We start from the raw sequence: 18,922 nt of genomic DNA, 5'->3' as shown, positions 1-18,922 counted from the left end.
AGGAGGTAATTTCTATGAAACGTTCAGAGAGATTAGTTGATATGACTAAATATTTAATGGAACGACCACATGACTTAATTCCGCTGCCATTTTTTGCGAAAAGATATGGTGCAGCTAAATCTTCAATTTCTGAAGACCTGGCAATCTTGAAGCACACCTTAGCAAGCAATCAAGACGGAATTTTGGAAACAGTCGCAGGTGCGGCTGGGGGTGTGCGTTATATTCCTTTTTGGGGTAAAAAGCACGCACAGAAATATTTAAATGAATTGGCCAGTCGCATTGAGGATCCTGATCGCATTTTAGCTGGAGGATTTGTTTATCTGTCTGATATTATTGGCAATCCACAAGACTTGGATAAAATCGGTAAATTAATTGCTACTAGGTATGCATATTCTAATATTGATATTGTGATGACTATCGAGACCAAGGGCATTGCTTTGGCTCAGGCAGTTGCACGTTATTTAAATGTACCGTTTATCATTGCACGTAAACGCTCAAAAGTAACTGAGGGAGCAACAGTTTCTGTAAATTATATTTCTTCATCACTTGATCGTGTTTCTAAAATGGAATTACCAACAAGAGTGCTAAAAGAAAACTCAAATGTACTGCTGATAGATGATTATATGATGGCTGGCGGAACGCTGACGGGAATGCAACAACTGGTAAAAGAATTTAATGGCAACATTGCCGGTATTTGCGTTTTATGTGAAGCGGATTTTGACGATGTTAAACTAATTGAAGGTCATCTTTCTTTAGTAAAAATTAAAAAAATAGATGATAAGAGGAAAGTTATCATGGCAGAGCCGGGTTCTTTGATTGCTCATACTGATTTTGGCAGCTTTTAGTTTCTGCGACAATATACTAAAATATAAACAGTAATTTAAGAATATAAAAGAGGCTGAAAATCTATGAAAAAATTTGTAATTGTTCTAGCGGCTGGCAAAGGAACACGTATGAAGTCCAAATCATACAAAGTTTTGAACAAGATATGTGGGAAAACAATGGTTGAATATGTGGTCGAAGCTGCCCAGGCCACTGAACCGGATAAAATAGTAACAATTGTTGGCATTGGCGCTGAAGAAGTTAAAAAAGTCCTGGCCGGTAAGTCCGAATTTGTTTTGCAGAAAAAACAGCTTGGTACAGGGGATGCTGTTTTAACTGCAGCTGATGAATTGGCGAAAGAAAATGGTGCAACTCTAGTGATTACTGGCGATACCCCCTTATTTACAGGTGAAACTTTTCAAAAATTATTTGATTACCACCAAAGTAAGGGAAATGCAGCTACAGTTTTGACTGCTCAAGCTGCTAATCCTTTTGGCTATGGCCGCATTATAAGGGATGACCAGGGTAACGTCTTAAGGATTGTTGAGCAAAAAGATGGCACAGCAGAAGAATTGGAAACTAACGAAATTAATACTGGCGTTTTTTGTTTTGACAATCAGAAACTGTTTAGCGCATTAAAGCAGGTTAACAACCATAATGCTCAAGGAGAATACTATTTAACTGACGTCTTGGAAATCTTGCGCAATCAAGGTGAAAGAATTGGTGCATATAAAATGCCTGATTTCAGTGAAAGCCTTGGGGTCAATGATCGCTTAGCATTAGCACAGGCTACTAAAACTATGCAGAAGAGAATCAATGAAAAGCACATGGCTAATGGCGTTACTTTTGTTGATCCAGAGACGGCATATGTAGATGTAAATGTTAAAATCGGTTGTGATACCCAAATTGAAGGCAACGTAGTTATCAAAGGTAATACCGAGATCGGCAATAATTGCGTAATTACCTCTGGAACCAGAATTGTTGATTCAAAAATTGGCAATAATGTGACTGTGACTTCATCCACGATTGAGCAGGCCGAAATGGCTGATTTTTCAGATATTGGGCCAAACTCACACTTGCGGCCCCAGGCTATTATTAGAAAGGGTGCCCACATCGGTAATTTTGTTGAAATTAAATGTGCCGAGATTGGAGAAAACTCCAAAGTTGGTCATTTAACTTATATTGGCGATGCTACATTAGGCAAGGATGTTAATGTTGGTTGTGGCACTATCTTTGCTAATTATGATGGTGTGAAAAAAGATCACACTAACGTTGGAGATCATGCGTTTATTGGTTCAGGTGCTACCTTAGTGGCACCGGTTAATATTGCTGACCATGCTTTTGTAGCAGCAGACTCAACAATTACTAAAGATGTAGCTAAATATGATATGGCGATTGCGCGTGGCCGACAGGTAAATAAGCCTGATTACTGGCATAAATTGCCCCTGTCTAACGATTCTAACTGGCAATAAAAATCAAACAGAACTGAAAATTGACTTCAGCTCTGTTTGATTTTGCAGAATAACTAAAAATAGCTCCTGAGTTCTTTAAACTCAAGAGCTATTTTAATAAGCTACACCTAATTATTTAAAATTAGTTTCTTTAACAAACTTATTTTTAGCAACGATAAAGTACTTTTCGTGGTTAATTTTGACAGGACTGCCATAAGTTTTGACTACCTGTTGTTTTTTTAGAACTTTTTTGCTAATTAGATTACCATGTTGGCTGTAAACATAAGCATTATGCCTTAATTTAAGTATATTAGAATCAATATTGTTAGCGGCGATGAATAAACCATCATCCAGTTCGTAGTATTTTTTACCATTGATGACTTGTTGGTTAACTGTATTAACAATTGAACCGGCTAGTATAACAATCTTATTAGCACGTTTACCGTTTTGATCATATAGATATGAATTGTGCATAATAGTTTTGGCAGCTGCTGGTCGCGCATTTTTCGTTACGAGTTCGTTGATCGGAGCTGCACTAGCGGGTTTTTGCAAAGCAATATTTGCGGCCTTAACAAAGCGGTTTGGGGCAATAATGTAATATTTTTTACCCCGAATTGTGACTGCACTCCCATAGGTTTTAATATTATTGCCTTTTCTTAATACACCAGCGTTCTTTATGCGATTGCCATGTTTATTGTAAACATAGGCATTATGTTTTAATTTCTGACTTGTAGGAATAACATTACCCAGAGCAATATAGTAAATTTTATTCTGATTGCCTTTATCGACTAAGACGTAATAGCTCTGCCCGTTAATCTCTTTGGTACCATATGAAGTAATGATTGAGCCAGCACCAAGAATAACTTTGTTAGCACGTTTGCCATTTTCATCGTAAAGGTAAGCGTTATGCATTAAAGTTAATTCTTCTCTGCTGCTTAAATCAAGTTTTGCCTCATTATCTTCTTTGCTGGTAGTATTAACTGGCGTATTGTTAGCAGGGGCAGGAACGGAATGATTGCTAGAACTATGTTCATTTTCGTGATTAATATCATGAAGAATACGGTCTATGGTGGCAGAATCCGTAACATTAAGATACATTTGCTTAATAGCATCATCACGCAGTTTAGTAATTGTCTGACTGTCATTGACCTCAGGCTGTTTGAGAGCAGCGTTTGCCTTGGCCATGTCTGTCTCAATTTGGTTAATAATAGCTTTCTTTTCCTGCTCAGTGTATTTGCTTGATGACTGAATTTCACTTGTAGCTGCATTTTGTGCGTCTGCCAGAGCTCCAGCTGCTATTTCTTTTTCACCAATTAACTCTGTTGCGGCCAGCTTATCTGCGTTAGCAGAATTATTGAGAGCATCTTTGGCACTTTCGTATGCTTGATCAATGCTGGTCGTGTTTGCCTTATCCTTAAATCTGTCTTTGAGAAGTTTAACAGCGGAATCATAGGCAGCTGTTAGTCTTTCTTCTTGTACTTTGCTATCGTTGTTTAAAACATTCTCAAGTTCTTGACTATCACTTACAATAATTCTGCTTATCTTGTCAACTGCATTCTTTCTGGCAGTTTCTATGCCAGTTGAACTTTGAGCTTGATCAATAGTGCCCGTTTGATCCGAGTTAGCTTTAGCTGCTTCTTGGTCAATATAATCTTTAATTGCCTGCTTTTCAGTATCAGTATAATCGCTGCCATCTTGATGCTTTAATTTATCAACTTGGTTTTTAGCATTATTAGCGGTATCAGCTACTGCACCCTTAGCTATATCTTTTTCAGCTGCCATCTTAGCTGCTGTGATATCTTCAATTGAGTCACCATTTATGTGTAAGTGCTCGTGGTATGCCTTATCAACGCTGGTGGTATCTGCATTTTCGCCAAATTTTTCCCTTAGTTCAGCAACCGCGTTTTGATATTTAGCAGCTAGTTCATTGTTGGCGTCTGCTTTAAGCGAACTAATAGATTCATCTTTGGCGGCATTACCAGCACTGTTAATATCATCTTTAGCGGTTTCTGTGATTTTTGCAATCTGGTCCTTTTTGCCTAATGTATCACCTTTAGGAGCAATAATTGCATCAATTTGATCCTTGGCTTTCTGGCTATCATTCTTAATTTGCTCTTTCAGCCTGTTCTTTGATTCAGTAGCTAATCTATCATTACTGTCGATTTCTTTAGTAACTTTAGCAGCTTCTTCGTCAATGTCAGCTTTAGCCTGCTGCTTATTGATAATAGTCATAGCCTCATCATAAGCGGCACTGGTAGTCTGGATATCAGTAGCATTATTAATAGCATTAATTTGCTCGTCAATATGATCTAGCAATTCTGGTGACAGCTTATCTTTCAACCTGTCTTTTAATCTACTATATGCATTGTTAATGCCGTCTACTCCTTCAGCGCCCTTAAGGGCATTATTTTGTTCATTATTAAACCATTCTGGTTTAGTACCAGTTTCAGGCTTAGTTAACAGACGATCAATCTTTTGACCAATAGCAGCTTCTTCTGGGATGTCGACACTTGCAGCAGCACTTTCGATATCTTGGTAACTCTGCTTGTATGCATCATCAATTGCTTTTTTTGCTGCCTTCTTCTGCTCGGTAGTTAATTGAGATTGATCAATTACATTATGAGCGTTGGTTTGTTTATCCTTTAGAATACCTTCAGCTTTTGTCTTATGACCAGCCAGGGCTGTCTGTTCTTTAATGCTGTTGATATTAGTAATAGCTTGTTTTTCATTCCTATCTATTTGATCTTTAGCTTCTGTTTCAGATTGCGAAACAGAATTAATGTCAGTTCTGGCTTTTTCCACAAGTTTTTGAATTTGTTCCTTCTGCTTTTGCTGGTCTGCTGGCGACAAACCTGATTTTTCTATAGCAGCATTTGCTTCTTTTTGTACTTGTTCGATGTGAGAGATTGCCTCTTGTTTAGCCTTGACTATTTCTGCTTTTTCTTGTGCAACTTGGAAAATGCGGTCGATTTCTTTCTCACCAAAATTAGCAGTTTCACCTTCTGGCACTATACCTTGTTCGGTATTTTCAACTTGTGTTTTAGCATCTTCGTAACTACTTTCAAGTTTAACGCCTGCAATTTTATCAATGGTTTTCTTGATAGCTTCGTCAAGTTGCTTTTGAAGCGTGTCAATTTGACCTTGATCTAGGTTAGTGGCCACACTGGCAATTTCGCCTTTACTGTTAACATAGTCCTTAAACTTATTAATTTGTTTATTCTTTTCTGCAGTCAGTTTGCTTGGCAATTTCGCCTGATCAATGTTTGTTTTGGCATCTTGTTCTAACTGGGATAGCTGTTCACTTGTCCCGCCATAAATTGAACTAATACCATCATTTAAGGCCTGGTCAATATCTTTATAACCATTAGCGACGTCACTGCCTGCTAGGCCTAAGCCATCAATCTCATTCTTAGCATTTGCGGCATATTCTTTTAAGCCCTTAACGATTTGATTCTTATTAGCAAAGTCTTCACCTAATTTGTTAATTGTGGTGATGCCATCTTCTGCAACTGATTGAATTTGCGTAATAGTGTTTTGCTTATTATTTCTAGCGGCAATAATATTAGTAGCAGCTTTCTTTTGTTCCTGATCTATTTGGGCTTTCATTTGGTCAGCGACAGTGCTATCTTCAACCTCAGCAGCTTTAGCTTTGGCGTTAGTGGCTGCAGCTTGTAAATCATTTAGAGCTTGGGCTAGAGCTTCTTCGTTATCAATATCATTATTGACCTTGTTAAGAGCTGTTTCACCATTACCTTTGGCAGCATTAATTTTATCCAGATCAGTGGCGGCAGAAATCTTGGCTTTAGCTGCGCTTAAAGCGTCACTAATAGCCTTACTTAAGTCATCATATTGCTTTTGATCAACCTTATTATGCAAACGGTCATCGCTTAAGCGCTGGTTGAGCTTTTTAGCCTGCTCAACCAGTGAGTTGTAGGCGGCATTTTGTTCCTGCAGTAAAGCTGCGTTTTCCTTAGCATTCTGCACAATACCAGTAATGGCATTTTCAGCGCCTTGTTTGACTTTTTCTACCTCGTCTGGACTTTGCGCCTGGTTAATATTTTGGATAGCTGTTTCTTTATTTGAGTTGATTAAGTCAATTTGTTGCGCTTTCTCAGTATCACTTAGAGCCGACTGTTCGATCTTCTTGATATTATCTGCAGCAGTTTGAGAAATATCTGCTAAGTATTTATTAGCATTATTCTTAGACGCTTGTAATTGTGCGGCGCTTAAAGCCTTGTCAATGTTAATAATTCCGGTAGTCTTAGTGGATGCAATATCGTCTGTTGTTTGCTGAGCGTTAATCTGACTGACAGCTTTATTTTTAGCAGCGGTTGCCTGACTCTTATACTGAGCTTTTTCTTCAGCACTTAAGCCTGTAATTTGATCAATTTGAGCTAAAATTCCCGGAGCACCAGGATTATTAGTTTGACCGTTTAGTTCCGCTGTCAATGCTTTAATTGCTTCGTCTTTAGCATTTTTTATTTTGGCAGCATCATTAGAATCTGCTGTAGTCTTAATTCCTTTGATGTGATTAATGGCAGAATCTCTACTGCTCAAAACAGTGCTACTATCCTCAGCAGCAGTAATGGCTGAAGCGGCATTCTCTAGAATAGAATCAACACTGTCTTGATCCTTTTTATCTTTTAAGTTGTTTTTGATTTCGTCTGCGACATCTTTAATAGCTTTTCTGGCCTGTGCTTTGGTGATTGCTAAGTTACCACTTGCTTCCGCTTTATTGATTGCATTAATGGTATCAGTAGTGATTTTATTGATACCATCTTTTGTCTTGCCATTTTGTAATTTACTCTTGGCATCCGCAACAGCCTGATTAATATCAGAGATTGCCTGCTCATATTGGGAACTAGCTTCTTCTTTTTCTTCAGCGCTTAGAGTGTCATATGAAGATTTTAATCTGCTAATTGCTTCTTGAGCAGCTTGGTTAATAGCCTCTTCGCTGTGATGTTTAGTATTCTCCAAATCAGCTGTCATAGCTGTGGCTGCAACCTGACCAATAGCATCTTTACCATCATTTTTGGCTTTGTCTACGGCATCATTATTTTTTTGCAATTCAATATTTTGCTTAGCTTTAGCTCTTTCATCGTTGATTTTTGCAATGGTTTGAGTTTTATCCGCGTCAGACATCGCAGATTGATTAATGGTAGAAATTGCTTGATCAGCCTGCTTGTCGACTTCTTGCTTAGCATGATCAATATTGGTATCAAGGCTTTGCGCATCCCTAATAACTGTGTTCATATTATCAATGCCTTGCTGTTTTTCAGAATCGACTTGAGCAGCAGGAACATTCTTTACTTTAGCAACTGCATCATTATAGTAATCAGTTAACTGTTTAATTAATCCGTCTTTAGTAGTACTGTTAACATTTTGTAAGTTGGTAATTTGATTAGAAACATCGGTGCAGGTGTTCAACAATTCTTTAAGCGCAGCGCTTCTACTTGATTGCAATACAACGTTAGCAAGAATTTTATTTAAAGCTTCCCGACCGGCGTTTGTTGCAGTAGCAATTTCAGCTTGAGAATGAGCATTTTGAATATCAGTTTTGGCTGAAGTTAAAGCAGAACTAATTTCGTCATAGTAATCACCTTTTTCTTTGCCGGAAAGGTTAGGATCTTTTTCGATACTTGTCCGAATTTTCTCTGCTAGAGCATTTAGGCCAGTGTCTTTATTGGTTAAAGCATCATCTTTTTGTTGCTCTAAGTATTTTGCTTCTTCACTGGCAATACTGCCAGCAACGCTGGCCATAGCAGCAATGCCATCATCCCTATCTTTAGCCACTTGTTCAGCAGTCAAGTCGTTGTATACTTTGCTGGTTGCCGTTTCATAGAAGCCATTAATTTTGTCTGTTAGTGCGTCTTTTTGCTCGCTATTAATTTTATTATCGGTAAAAGCCTGATTAATAGTATCTATGTCTTTTTTCTTCTCATCTTGCAACGCTATATTTGCCTGAGATTTTGCGACTATTAATTGACTGGCCGCCAAATCCTCATTAATACTGGTTTTACCAGCTTGTCTAGCGGAATTAACACCATCATTGTCTTTAGCTGCATTAATTGCTGCTTTGGCGTTAGCCAAGTCTTTATTAATAGTTTCTTGATAATGTTGTTTATCTTCTGGACTTAAAACAGTATCGTCAAAGTCGTCAATTGTACTTAAAGCATTATTAGCTGCTTCTTCAACTTCCTTAATTGCATCTTGGCGCTGCTTATTTAAATTAGTATCGCCAGTATTAGCAGCATTTTCTTGATAACCAGTAATATTTTTAATAGCATTGTCTTCGTCTGTTGCAATTGTAGTTTCATCTTCATCTTGCGTGATTTTAGCAACACTTGCAGCAGTTGCAGTATTAATTAGTTCTTGATATTTGGTTTTTTCCTCGTCACTCAGATTTTTATTATTTGTAATCTTAGCTATGGCTTTGTCTTTAGCATCCTGAATTGCTGCAATAGCTTGATTACGTCGACCACTTAAGTTTTGCTCATCAAGTAAATTGTTTAATGCGGCAGTGCCTTCTTTAGTAGCTGTATTAATATCAGCTATAGTTTCGGCATTATCAATGCGGCTATTATAACCTTGATTTCCAGTAAGCAATTCACTGGCTTTATTGGCAGCATCGTCTTTATTCTTGGCCGTTAAATTAGGATTATTCTGAATTTTGTTAACAATGTCTTGTTTAACTGTTTCCAGTTGCTTTTTAGCAGCAGCCTTATAAGCACTTAAAACGTTCTGCTTACCGTCAATAATATCTTGGTTAATAGCGGTAAGTGAGTCATGGCTAGCAATCGTGTTGGTAGCATTAGTGACAGCCTCATCAATATTAGACTCTTGCTCAACTCCTAAATTGTTTTTAGCTTCAGTTGCATCTTGCTCAATTTGTGCTTTAGCAGCAGCCTTATAGGCATTTAAAACGTTCTTTTTACCGTCAATAATGTCTTGTTTGATGTCAAGAGCAGAGCTATGACTGGCAATCGTTTTGGTAGCATTAGCAATCGCCTCATCAATATTAGACTCTTGTTCAACTCCTAAATTGCTTTTAGCTGTTTTGGCATCCACCAGAACCTGGTCTTTAGCATTTTCTTTAAATGCGTTTAAGATATTTTCTTTAGCTGCATTTTCTGCTTGGACAATATTTTGACTACTTGCAGCATTATCCTCAATTTTATCAATTGCCGCTAGGGCATCTGTCATAGCGGTTTCGGCTTGGCCAACTTGACCAAGGACATTCTCGTAGCCCTTAGTATAACCAGCAATTTCAGCTTTGGCAGCTGCTTTGTTAATTAAACTTTCAGCAGCAGCTTTTCTCTTATTGATAATTTCACCGTCATCAGTGCCATAAATAGATTTGGCAGTATCACCAGTAGTAGCTGTTGCAGCAGCAACTGCTTCATCTATTTCATCAAGGTATGTTTTTTGTTCATCCGCTGTTAAATCAGAATTTTGAATCCGTTCTTTAGCTTGAGTAGCTGCCTCTTTAATACCATTTGCTGCCTTATCTTTTTCTTTATTAGCATGTGTGCCATTAATCTTATCGATACCGTTATTAAGATCGTCTTTAGGATTATTGCTGTTAATAATATCTTTGATAGCTTGATTTAAAGCAGCTTGAATCTCAGGTTGATCGTCACCATACTGCGCTATTTGCTTTTTAGCAGCAGCTTCTAATGCTGCAATTGCATCAATAGTATCTTGCACACCTGGGAGTAGAGCTTTAGCTTCTTTTTGATGGCTATTAATAGCCGCTTCATCTTCGTCTTGATCAAGATCACCGTCAGGAGCAACAATTTCTTTTGGCCGCTTGAGCTTGTCTTTTATACCGTTAATTAACTCGTCTACCGGTGATTTAACATTCTCGTCTTTTGAGACTGTGTCAATAGCATTTTCGACTTTTGTAATTGCCTGGTTAATATCAGTTTTTACATTATCTCGGTAATCTTTTCCTGCTTGATTAATGGCATTAATACCGTCATTAACAACCTGATCGATGTTAGTGTTATTTGTGGCAGCAGCCTGTACTTTACTAATGGCTTGGTTTTTAGCGGCAGTGATAGATTGTTCTTGTGCAGGGAACTTTTTAGCTTGTTCCTCAGCTTGCTGAGTTAATTTGTCAATTGCTGCCGCTTTAGCTTTTTCATATTCTCCTTGACTTTGGGCTGTTTGTATAGCCTTATTGACCAAGTCTAAAGCCGTCTTTTTCCTATTATTTATTTCACTGATTGCCGTCTTGGAAGATTGGACGCCATAAACTGATTTATTGGAATCATAATTGTTATCTTTATTCGTAGCAGCATACTTAGCAGCTTCATTCAATGCATCTGTCAGTGCTTTTTCCTGATCTGCAGTTAAATTAGCCGGCTTTTTAGTTTTAGCAGCATTAATAGCATCAGTAATTTCCTGAGCTGCTTCTTGTTGTACTTCGCTAAACGGTTTGATGCCGAGACTAACTATAGTAGGGCGGTCGCCACTGGCAATGTCTAACGGACTATATTCAATGAAGTTTGCATGTGGAGTTAGTTGAATTGTGGCGTCTTTAGCCATCCTGGTAGTAATTTCGGTAGGAATGATAATGGTGAAGGAGCCATCAGGAGCAACTTTAGCGGCAAATTTGGTAGGTAATGCTGCCAAATCATTTGCTTCACCTCGATAAGTATCAACAGTATCAGCGTAGGGATTAGCGATTGTTGAATCAATAATAGCTTGACCATTTCTGTATACACCACTATCTTTAAACCTGGCTAAAACATAGGCTTCAGTGCCACCGGGTAAGATATTTTTAAAAAAGCTGTCACTATCAGGACCATCTTTTGCAGGATCATAGTATAATACGCGACCTTTGACTAGTTTTGAACCATCGTCTTGATTAGTTACCGTCACATCTTCTGGGTCAATGTCTAAGAAGCCGCTTTGATTGGCCGGTGTAAATCTGATGTTATTGTAGCCTGGGTTGCTTTTATTGGAAAAAGCTGCTTCCACGATAGCTCGAAAGAGCTGGTCATAGCTTTGATGATTGTAATTTTGCAGCAATTTCTGGAAGTTTTCAGGTGCTTTACTGAGAATGGCACTAAGCTGGGGGCTATCTTTTTTGACTTTTTCTAAGTCGAAGATCCTTTGACCGTTTAATACTTCCAGTTTGTTAACTGCGACAGTTTTAGCATTTTTTTCGACTTGTAAAACATGAAAAGGCGGCAAGACTAAGTTGCTGCCAAGAGCAGAGCCATTTAACAGTTCACCAAGGTTTAAGTACTGGCGAACATTTGTGACAGTGACTTTGTTATCACCGATAATGCTGGTGCGGTCATTGTTATTCAGATGGGCGTCTAACACAAGAGAAGTAGGGTTATTAACAATCAATTGCCCAGTATTGGCCACATCAACCAATTTTATTGCACCAGTACCGGCATCACCAACTAATTGAATTTCAAAGCCGCCGTTTTGCACGTTAGCTGTACCGTCAATTTGCACTAGCGAACCAGTATAATTACCCATGTTCTGTCCAGTAATCTTGAGAGCACCGCCAGAGTTAATGGCAAAATCGCCCCCAATATAAATCAGGTTTTGCTTATTTTTAGTTGAAATATTACCATTCGTGTTAACGGTAATTGCACCATTTTTGCTAATATTGACCTTTGAATTGGCGTTGTTTAAATAAATGGCTCTGGCCTGGCCATTATTTTGCTTGCCCGCATACTTAATTCCTTCACTTTGTCCGATGTTAATGTTCACCTGACCGTGAACAGTTACTTGCGCATCGTCACTAATGAAAATGGCACTGACTGGATTGCCGTGTTCACTGTTATTAGCACCATTTGAGCCATCGTACGTCTTAAGTGGGGTCAGGTTAACAACTGCTCCTTGTTCAACATTAAGAGAATTGCCTTCTCCTCTCATTTCAATCAAAGTTCCGCCAAATGTCGAACCGTCAAAGTGGCAGCCGGCTTTAAAAGTAATGCTGTTATTGCTATTGGTGAATTCTAAAAGCTGCTGATTATTACCGTCAAACCAACCGCCAATATTGCTTGGAATTTTGACAGTTTCAGCGTGAATTTGGCCTTCAAAAATAATGTCAGTATTATTTTTGGTATATGTTAATTGTGAACCATAAAAATCAATATTTCTAAAAGTGATTTTAGCCGTTTGCCCTTTAGTCATATTGTAAGTATCAGCGACACCATAATAGTCTGTACTTTTAAGTATTAAGTTCTCGTAAGTAATATCTAAAGAAGAATTACCGGTAAGAGTAGGGTGGTTACTCTTGAAATCAAGGGTATATTTCGCATTACCTGCAGACTTAATTAATAATTTTCTACCTTGAAAAGCCTGGCGATTATGACCTGTCTCTCTGTCAGCACTAATATTATTGGTAATATCAATTTCACTGACATTACTATTGTTTAGGGCGCTAATAAAATCCTTCCAGTTACCAACGCTTACTTTTTTACCAGCATCTTTTGCATCTTTTGCGGTGATCTTAGACTTTGCGGTGTCCTTATTTTTATCTGTTTTGCCAGTTTCCTGCTTAGCAGTATCGTCTGTATGGGGCTCTTCTTTGTCCGAGTTATCGCTGTTAGTTTCTGTTTTATCTTCAGTGCCTTTGTTAATATCATTGTTGTCTGCACTATTTGCGTTAGGCTCTTCGTTGCTCGTATCGTCGTCATTGGCAGCAGTTTGATCTGTTTGAGCAGTGTCATTTTGTTTACTGTTACTATTATTCTCCCTCAAAAACGAACTCAAGCCAGAAAATGCGGTTAAATTTGGTTCCCCTTCTGGCTTGTTTGTTTTGTATGTAGTAGTAGATGTAGCTCGTGTGGTATTTTTGTTGCTGTCTTGCGAAAAGATTTCTGCTTGAGAATAGGCCTTCTTCTCAGTTAGTTGAGGTGGAACAACTGTATCAGCCTTAACTGTTTTGCTGTTTAAGCCTAAAAAAGTAAAGCCAAGCAATACAGAAGTAGTACCGATACTCAATTTACGAATTGAGAAATGGTCTTGCTTAGCCTGCCTTGCCATTCTTTTCACCCGTTCATTGTAATTATTCTTTCCTAACATAGAAATTTCCTTTCTAATTTCCATTTACTATATAATTATCAATTTAGTAGATGATGATATAAATGTCAATTATTGCGTTTTGTAAAGTATTAGTTTATAAATAACAAGTTTTGCAAAAACAAGACAGCGTAAATTAAATAAAGATAACGCTAGCATTAAATTTTAGATAACAATAATTGGCTTTTATAGGCAAAATTTAGATGATGATATTAAAAAAACTGTTCAAAATAAGACAGCTAAAATTTATATATATATCTAAATAATATTGTTATATAATTTATTTGATTTGCTAAAATACGAAGGAAAAATACAGTTGTCGCAATGCATGATTTGTTATGTTTCAAATTAGTTGCACCATTTTAAGTATTGAGAAAGTTCTATGATATCCTGAAGGGGAGGAGGCATTTATGATGTTTAAATGGATTTTAAAACAGCCTGATTCGAATATGCTAGTTCCTAAAGAAAAAGTGGCACAAACATACAGATGGCGGCAATTAGGAGTTTTACTAGCAACTTGTATTGGCTATATTGGGTACTACATCATTCGCCTTGTATTTACCACAGAACAAAATGATATTATGAAAGAATATCATTTCTCTACAGCTAATATTGGTCTCATTTTGTCTTGTTTTGGTATTGGCTACGGCATAGCAAAACTCTTTATGGGGGTATTGGCAGATAGGTGTGATTCCAACCGGTATTTAATGGTAGGACTGTTATTGTCTGCAATATTAAATATTTTTTTAGGTTCAACTCACAACCTTTATTTAATGATGTTGTTAATGTTTTTAATGGCAGTCACACAAGGAATGGGGGCTGCAGCTTGCCAAAAAATGATTCAGCTCTGGTGGGGACCAAGAATGAGGGGAACAATGTATTCCATTTGGTCTTCAGCACATAATGCCGGCTCATTTATTTGTGTGGCCATAGTGCAACTGGCGGTTTTCCTTTTTTCAGGTTCAATTCCAGCTGTCTTTTATACATCCTCAGCAGTTTCCTTTATCATTTGCATCTTAATTTTAGTTTTGGGTGCTGATAGACCTAAGGTGGTCGGGTTACCTGATATTTCTACTTATACAGGTGACAAAGTTATTCTGGATAATGGCCAAGTTTCTACTGCGGATCAGACTGATTTGAGTGTGGGCCAGATTTTTGTTAAATATATCTTGCAAAATAAATTAGTTTGGGCAGTTACTTTGACTTCAATGTCACTTTATCTGGTCCGCTATGGTATTCAGAGCTGGATCCCATCTTATTTGGTCCAGAATAAAGGCTTCGATCCGGCTGCTGCTAAATGGATTATCGGCATTTTTGAATTAGCATCAGTTCCAGGAGTGATTATTATTGGAGCGATTTCAGATGCTTTAAAAGGTCGCCGCGCATTAGTTTCAATCGCTTGCGTTATCGGAACTCTAATTTGCTTAACGCTATATTTTTTCAGTAATAATCATGCTCTGATAATTGCCGCTTTAATCATAATGGGTAATTTGATTTATGCTCCCTTGACACTTGTGGGACTAATGATTAATGAGGTTGTCCCGAAATATGCAGTAGGTGCGTCAACGGGTTTCATGGGCTTTTTCCAATACATTTTTGGTGAAACTCTAGCAACAGCTTTAATCGGGATACTGGTTGATAAATTTGGCTGGATCGCCAGCAACTCAGTTCTTTACGTTGCCTCATTTGTGGCATTAATTTTCTTATTTTATACTGCTATTAGTGAAAACAAGATGCGCCAAGAAGCGGAAAGTAATAATAATTAGATTAAAAGAATTTTGCAGACATTTTACATTGATGCAAGAGTGTTAAAAAAAGGTAAGTAATGCTTTAAGCTATTTGAATTAGCGATTTTTAAGTATACAATATTATGTACCGATATAATTTTAAATAACGAGGTTGGAAACAAATGAAAATTAGTCGAAAATTATTAATGGTATCTGCTGCTGCATTAATAGGTGTCAGTCCTGTGCTTAGTGCAAGTCAAGCTGTTGTGGTTCAAGCCGCTAACAAAACTACCGCTAAGAAAAAGACGACAAAGAAGAATACCATTAAGTTGAGTCATAATGCTTATGTTTATGATAAAAATGGTAAACGCTTGAAGACCTACATGGGTAGTGCTAAAAACACTAAAATTGCTAAAGGCATTACTCTATCATTTAGTAGTAAAGTAACTATTAATAAAAAGGATTATTACAGCATTGGTAATAATGCCTTCATTAAAGCTGCTAATGTTGGCTATGTTAATGGTAAAAAGGTCACTAAAAGTGCACCAGTAGCTACTGCAAAAATTAAGCATAATTCATATATTTATAATGCTAAAGGCAAAACAGACAAGAAGAAAATTAAGAAAGGTCAAACTGTTACCGTCGACCAGTTAATTTATATTGGTAAAAAATTGTTTTACAGAATTAGTGGTCAAAGTAATCAGTTTATAAAAGCCGCAAATGTTGGTAAAACCAGTGGTGCTAAACTGAAGCCAGTAAATAAAAAACCTGGTAAAAATGAAAATGTACCAAACGATAATCAAAACGACCCAACTGTAATTCTTCTTAATCACAATGCTTATGTCTATGATAGTAACGGTGACACCACCAAGACTCTGATTAGGAGTGGTGAAAAAGTCACAGTTGATAAATTACAATATATAGGTAAAAAGCTTTATTATCATATTAATGACGCTAATTACCCAGGTAATGATCAATGGGTTAAAAAGAATAATGTGGGAATTGTTACTGGCAAGCAACTTGAGCCTGCAAATTCAAAGCCTGAAAGTGACGAAAATGTGACCACTGTTACTTTAGCTCGCACCGCTAATGTCTACAACAATAAAGGTGTTCTGCAATCAACTAAGACTTTTGCTAAAGGCCACACTGCACGTGTAACAGAATTACGTTATATTTGGGTAGCAGCTGAAAACCAATCTGCACTGTTTTACAAGTTGCAAAGTGATAAAAATGGCTATCTGAGAGAATCAGATATTAGTAACGTTAATGGTGTTAAATTATCACCAGTCAACACTCCAGAAGCAGCTAAGAATGAAAATACTTTTGCTTCAGCAACCGATAAAAAAGCTTTGCAGGATGCTTTGAGTCAAGATACAACTGTTAAAGCCAGTGATGCTTATAAGCTTTCTGCTAAATCGTTGCGTGATGCTTATGACGCGGCTATATCCAGTGGAAGTCAGGTTAACACTGCTAAGTCAACTGTTACTCAAGTAAATGATGCTTTAAGTAAAATTAATACTGCTAAGGCAGCTTTAAATGGTAAAAAGATAGTTGTTAGTGATTTAAAGAACTTGTCATTAACTGAAGCCAGTCAAATTGTTGATTTAGTTGCCAGTGTAAATGGTGTAGACAAGAGTGCTGTACAATTTAGCAACAATAATACGATCCTGACGATTATTAGTGCTAATGGTTTCCAAAAACCTGTAACTATAACTGATTACGTCACGACAAATAAATAAAGTGTAAATAAAATCAGATAAACTAAAAAGAACGCAATTCACTGAAAATGTGAACTGTGTTCTTTTTTATTTACACAAAGAGAATCTTCTCTTAAAGCGTAACTAATTTAGTTTCTTGAAGTTTAGGAATACATATTTTTAAATTAAAAGGTGATTTTTTGTAAAAAGCGCGTTAATAAAAGTAGTTTATACCTTAATTGTCTAAGTCTTCTGCCATTTCTCTCATACGTCTCAAGTCATCTGGTTCAATTATAATTTTCATAGCTTTACTATTTTCATCAAGCTGATCAATCGAAGTCGAACCACTTAAGACGTTAATGTTATCGCTTTGATTTAATACCCAAGCGATAGCCAAATTGGCTAAAGTACAGTGATATTTTTCACATAAGGGTTTCCAGGAATCAAGCATGTCGTCTACTTTGGCTAAATTCTCTGGCTTAAACCATTTCTTACCGTTACGTGCGGAACCCTTAGGTGGGACATAATCACGAGGAACAGCTCCAGATAAAATGCCCATTGATAACGGAGAATATGCTTGTAAAACAATATTATTTTCCTTGCACAATGGCAGCAGTTCATCTTCAACTTCTCTGTCGAGTAAACTATAACGACATTGAATAATATCCAATTGTCCGTACTTGAGGTATTCGCGTACGTCGTCAGCGTTAACATTAGCTGCACCTATTCCGCGAATAATTCCTTTGTCTTTAAGTTCCATAAGGTATCTCATGGTTTCAGCTATTGGAGTTTTGTATGGCTCAACAGCTTGCCAATGAGTCATATAGATATCAATATAATCAGTTTGTAGTCTTTTTAAAGTATCAAATAGTTCTAACGAAATAGATTCAGGAGTTAGGTTCTTGTATAGTGATCTATCTCCAACTTTATTGAAGAATGCTCCTTTTCTTTCCCACGTAATACCACATTTAGTAATAATTTTATATTTTTCCCTATTACCCTTGATAGCTTCACCAACTAATTTCTCACTTTCACCAAAATTATATCCTGGCGCAGTATCAATCAAGTTGATACCGTATTTTAAGGCTCCTCTAATAGTATCTAGTGCAGCTTGATGGTTATCGTAGTCGGTAAAAGCTGGACCTCCGCCTAAAGCCCAAGTACCTAATCCTATTCTTGAAACTTGCATATTATCTCCTAAATTCATTATTATCTCCTTTTTGATAATTTTTAAGTAATTGTTCTACTTGATGTTCATTTTTCACACCATCAATAGCGCCCAGTTTTCTTACAGAAAGAGAAGCTACAGCATTACCAAACCGAGCACAGTTTTCAAAACTTTGTCCTTCAGCTAACTTAGAAATAAAACCAGCAGCAAAGTTATCACCGGCTCCTGTTGTATCTATATCGATATTTGATGGCACCTTGTAAGATGGTAGATATTTTTTCATTTTCTTGTTTTTAATGAAACAGCCATTTGCCCCGGTTTTAATAACGACATTTTTAACACCGAGTTTTAATAGCAAATCAGATTGTGAGTCTAAATCAGGCTGGTTTGTCAGATCTTTTGCCTCAGTATCGTTTGGGAAGAAGTAGTCAATGTAGGGAAGAATATTTTTAATATTATCAATCGTTTCTCCTAAACGGGGGGCATCAATATCGGCACAAATTGTCATATTTTCCTTTTTGGCTTTTTGGAAAATTTTTAATATAACTTGATCATCAATTAATGGATTGTTGAAAATACTTGCCATTGATAAGATTTTACTATCAGTGATTGCCTGAAAATCTATATCATTTTCATTCATTTTCCAAAGACTACCATTTTTATTTGTCAGAAAAGTTCTTTGACCATCTGGTTTAACTAAGCCGATGTTGATTGAAGTAGTGAGATTAGGGTTGACTTTTACAGAAGAAATATTAACTTTATTTTTTTGAGCAATTTTCCTAATGTAATTTCCAGCTCCGTCATCACCAACAGCACTGATTAGAGCAACCTTTTTACCTAGCTTTGATAAGACAATGGCCTCATTTATTGCATCTCCACCTATTTTCATAGATATATCATTTAACGGGAAAGATACTTTATTTAATGTTTCTGAGCTAACAGGGTATAGTGGTATGTCAACTAAAGCAGTACCCACACAAATTACATCTTGCGTCATATAACTCA

At 37.0% G+C, this 18,922-nt stretch carries 7 protein-coding genes; 4 read left to right on the top strand and 3 right to left on the bottom strand.

The window, feature by feature from the left end; all coding sequences use genetic code 11:
* The first annotated feature begins 14 nt into the window (after positions 1 to 14).
* On the top strand, positions 15 to 845 hold the full coding sequence (purR, locus tag H3R29_RS02870) for a pur operon repressor (RefSeq protein WP_122026440.1): 831 nt from the start codon (positions 15 to 17) through the stop codon (positions 843 to 845).
* A 63-nt stretch (positions 846 to 908) separates the two neighbouring features.
* Entirely contained in the window at positions 909 to 2,294 is a 1,386-nt protein-coding gene (gene glmU, locus H3R29_RS02865) for a bifunctional UDP-N-acetylglucosamine diphosphorylase/glucosamine-1-phosphate N-acetyltransferase GlmU (protein ID WP_198202541.1), read from the top strand.
* A 111-nt stretch (positions 2,295 to 2,405) separates the two neighbouring features.
* Here glmU and H3R29_RS02860 read toward each other — a convergent pair whose 3' ends face one another.
* Positions 2,406 to 13,328: an SLAP domain-containing protein gene (locus tag H3R29_RS02860; RefSeq protein WP_198202540.1), complete on the bottom strand. Its 10,923-nt coding sequence runs from the start codon at positions 13,326 to 13,328 to the stop codon at positions 2,406 to 2,408.
* A gap of 410 nt (positions 13,329 to 13,738) precedes the next feature.
* Here H3R29_RS02860 and H3R29_RS02855 point away from each other — a divergent pair, with 410 nt between their 5' ends.
* On the top strand, positions 13,739 to 15,091 hold the full coding sequence (locus tag H3R29_RS02855; protein ID WP_198202652.1) for an MFS transporter: 1,353 nt from the start codon (positions 13,739 to 13,741) through the stop codon (positions 15,089 to 15,091).
* A 143-nt stretch (positions 15,092 to 15,234) separates the two neighbouring features.
* The gene (locus H3R29_RS02850; protein ID WP_198202539.1) at positions 15,235 to 16,791 is read left to right on the top strand and encodes an SLAP domain-containing protein; all 1,557 of its coding nucleotides are present in this window, start codon (positions 15,235 to 15,237) and stop codon (positions 16,789 to 16,791) included.
* A 193-nt stretch (positions 16,792 to 16,984) separates the two neighbouring features.
* Here the strand turns inward: H3R29_RS02850 and H3R29_RS02845 are convergent, their stop codons facing one another.
* The gene (locus H3R29_RS02845) at positions 16,985 to 17,956 is read right to left on the bottom strand and encodes an aldo/keto reductase (RefSeq protein WP_046325449.1); all 972 of its coding nucleotides are present in this window, start codon (positions 17,954 to 17,956) and stop codon (positions 16,985 to 16,987) included.
* Positions 17,940 to 18,914 carry a carbohydrate kinase family protein gene (locus H3R29_RS02840; RefSeq protein ID WP_198202538.1) on the bottom strand — a complete coding sequence of 325 codons (975 nt, stop codon included), beginning with the start codon at positions 18,912 to 18,914 and terminating at the stop codon, positions 17,940 to 17,942. The genes H3R29_RS02845 and H3R29_RS02840 overlap by 17 nt, the downstream gene beginning before the upstream one ends.
* Between the last annotated feature and the right edge of the window lie 8 nt (positions 18,915 to 18,922).

Source organism: Lactobacillus sp. M0393, assembly GCF_016102025.1.
In the GTDB taxonomy this organism is placed as follows: Bacteria; Bacillota; Bacilli; order Lactobacillales; family Lactobacillaceae; genus Lactobacillus; species Lactobacillus melliventris.
Note: the sequence above shows the minus strand (reverse complement) of the source record. Positions and strands in the feature narration are given on the sequence as shown.

What these genes read in the sequence shown, in the direction of transcription:
- purR (WP_122026440.1), top strand. Translation starts at nt 15, where the DNA reads ATGAAACGTTCAGAGAGATTAGTTGATATGACTAAATATTTAATGGAA.
- H3R29_RS02860 (WP_198202540.1), bottom strand. Translation starts at nt 13,328, where the DNA reads ATGTTAGGAAAGAATAATTACAATGAACGGGTGAAAAGAATGGCAAGG.
- H3R29_RS02840 (WP_198202538.1), bottom strand. Translation starts at nt 18,914, where the DNA reads ATGACGCAAGATGTAATTTGTGTGGGTACTGCTTTAGTTGACATACCA.
- glmU (WP_198202541.1), top strand. Translation starts at nt 909, where the DNA reads ATGAAAAAATTTGTAATTGTTCTAGCGGCTGGCAAAGGAACACGTATG.
- H3R29_RS02845 (WP_046325449.1), bottom strand. Translation starts at nt 17,956, where the DNA reads ATGAATTTAGGAGATAATATGCAAGTTTCAAGAATAGGATTAGGTACT.
- H3R29_RS02855 (WP_198202652.1), top strand. Translation starts at nt 13,739, where the DNA reads ATGTTTAAATGGATTTTAAAACAGCCTGATTCGAATATGCTAGTTCCT.
- H3R29_RS02850 (WP_198202539.1), top strand. Translation starts at nt 15,235, where the DNA reads ATGAAAATTAGTCGAAAATTATTAATGGTATCTGCTGCTGCATTAATA.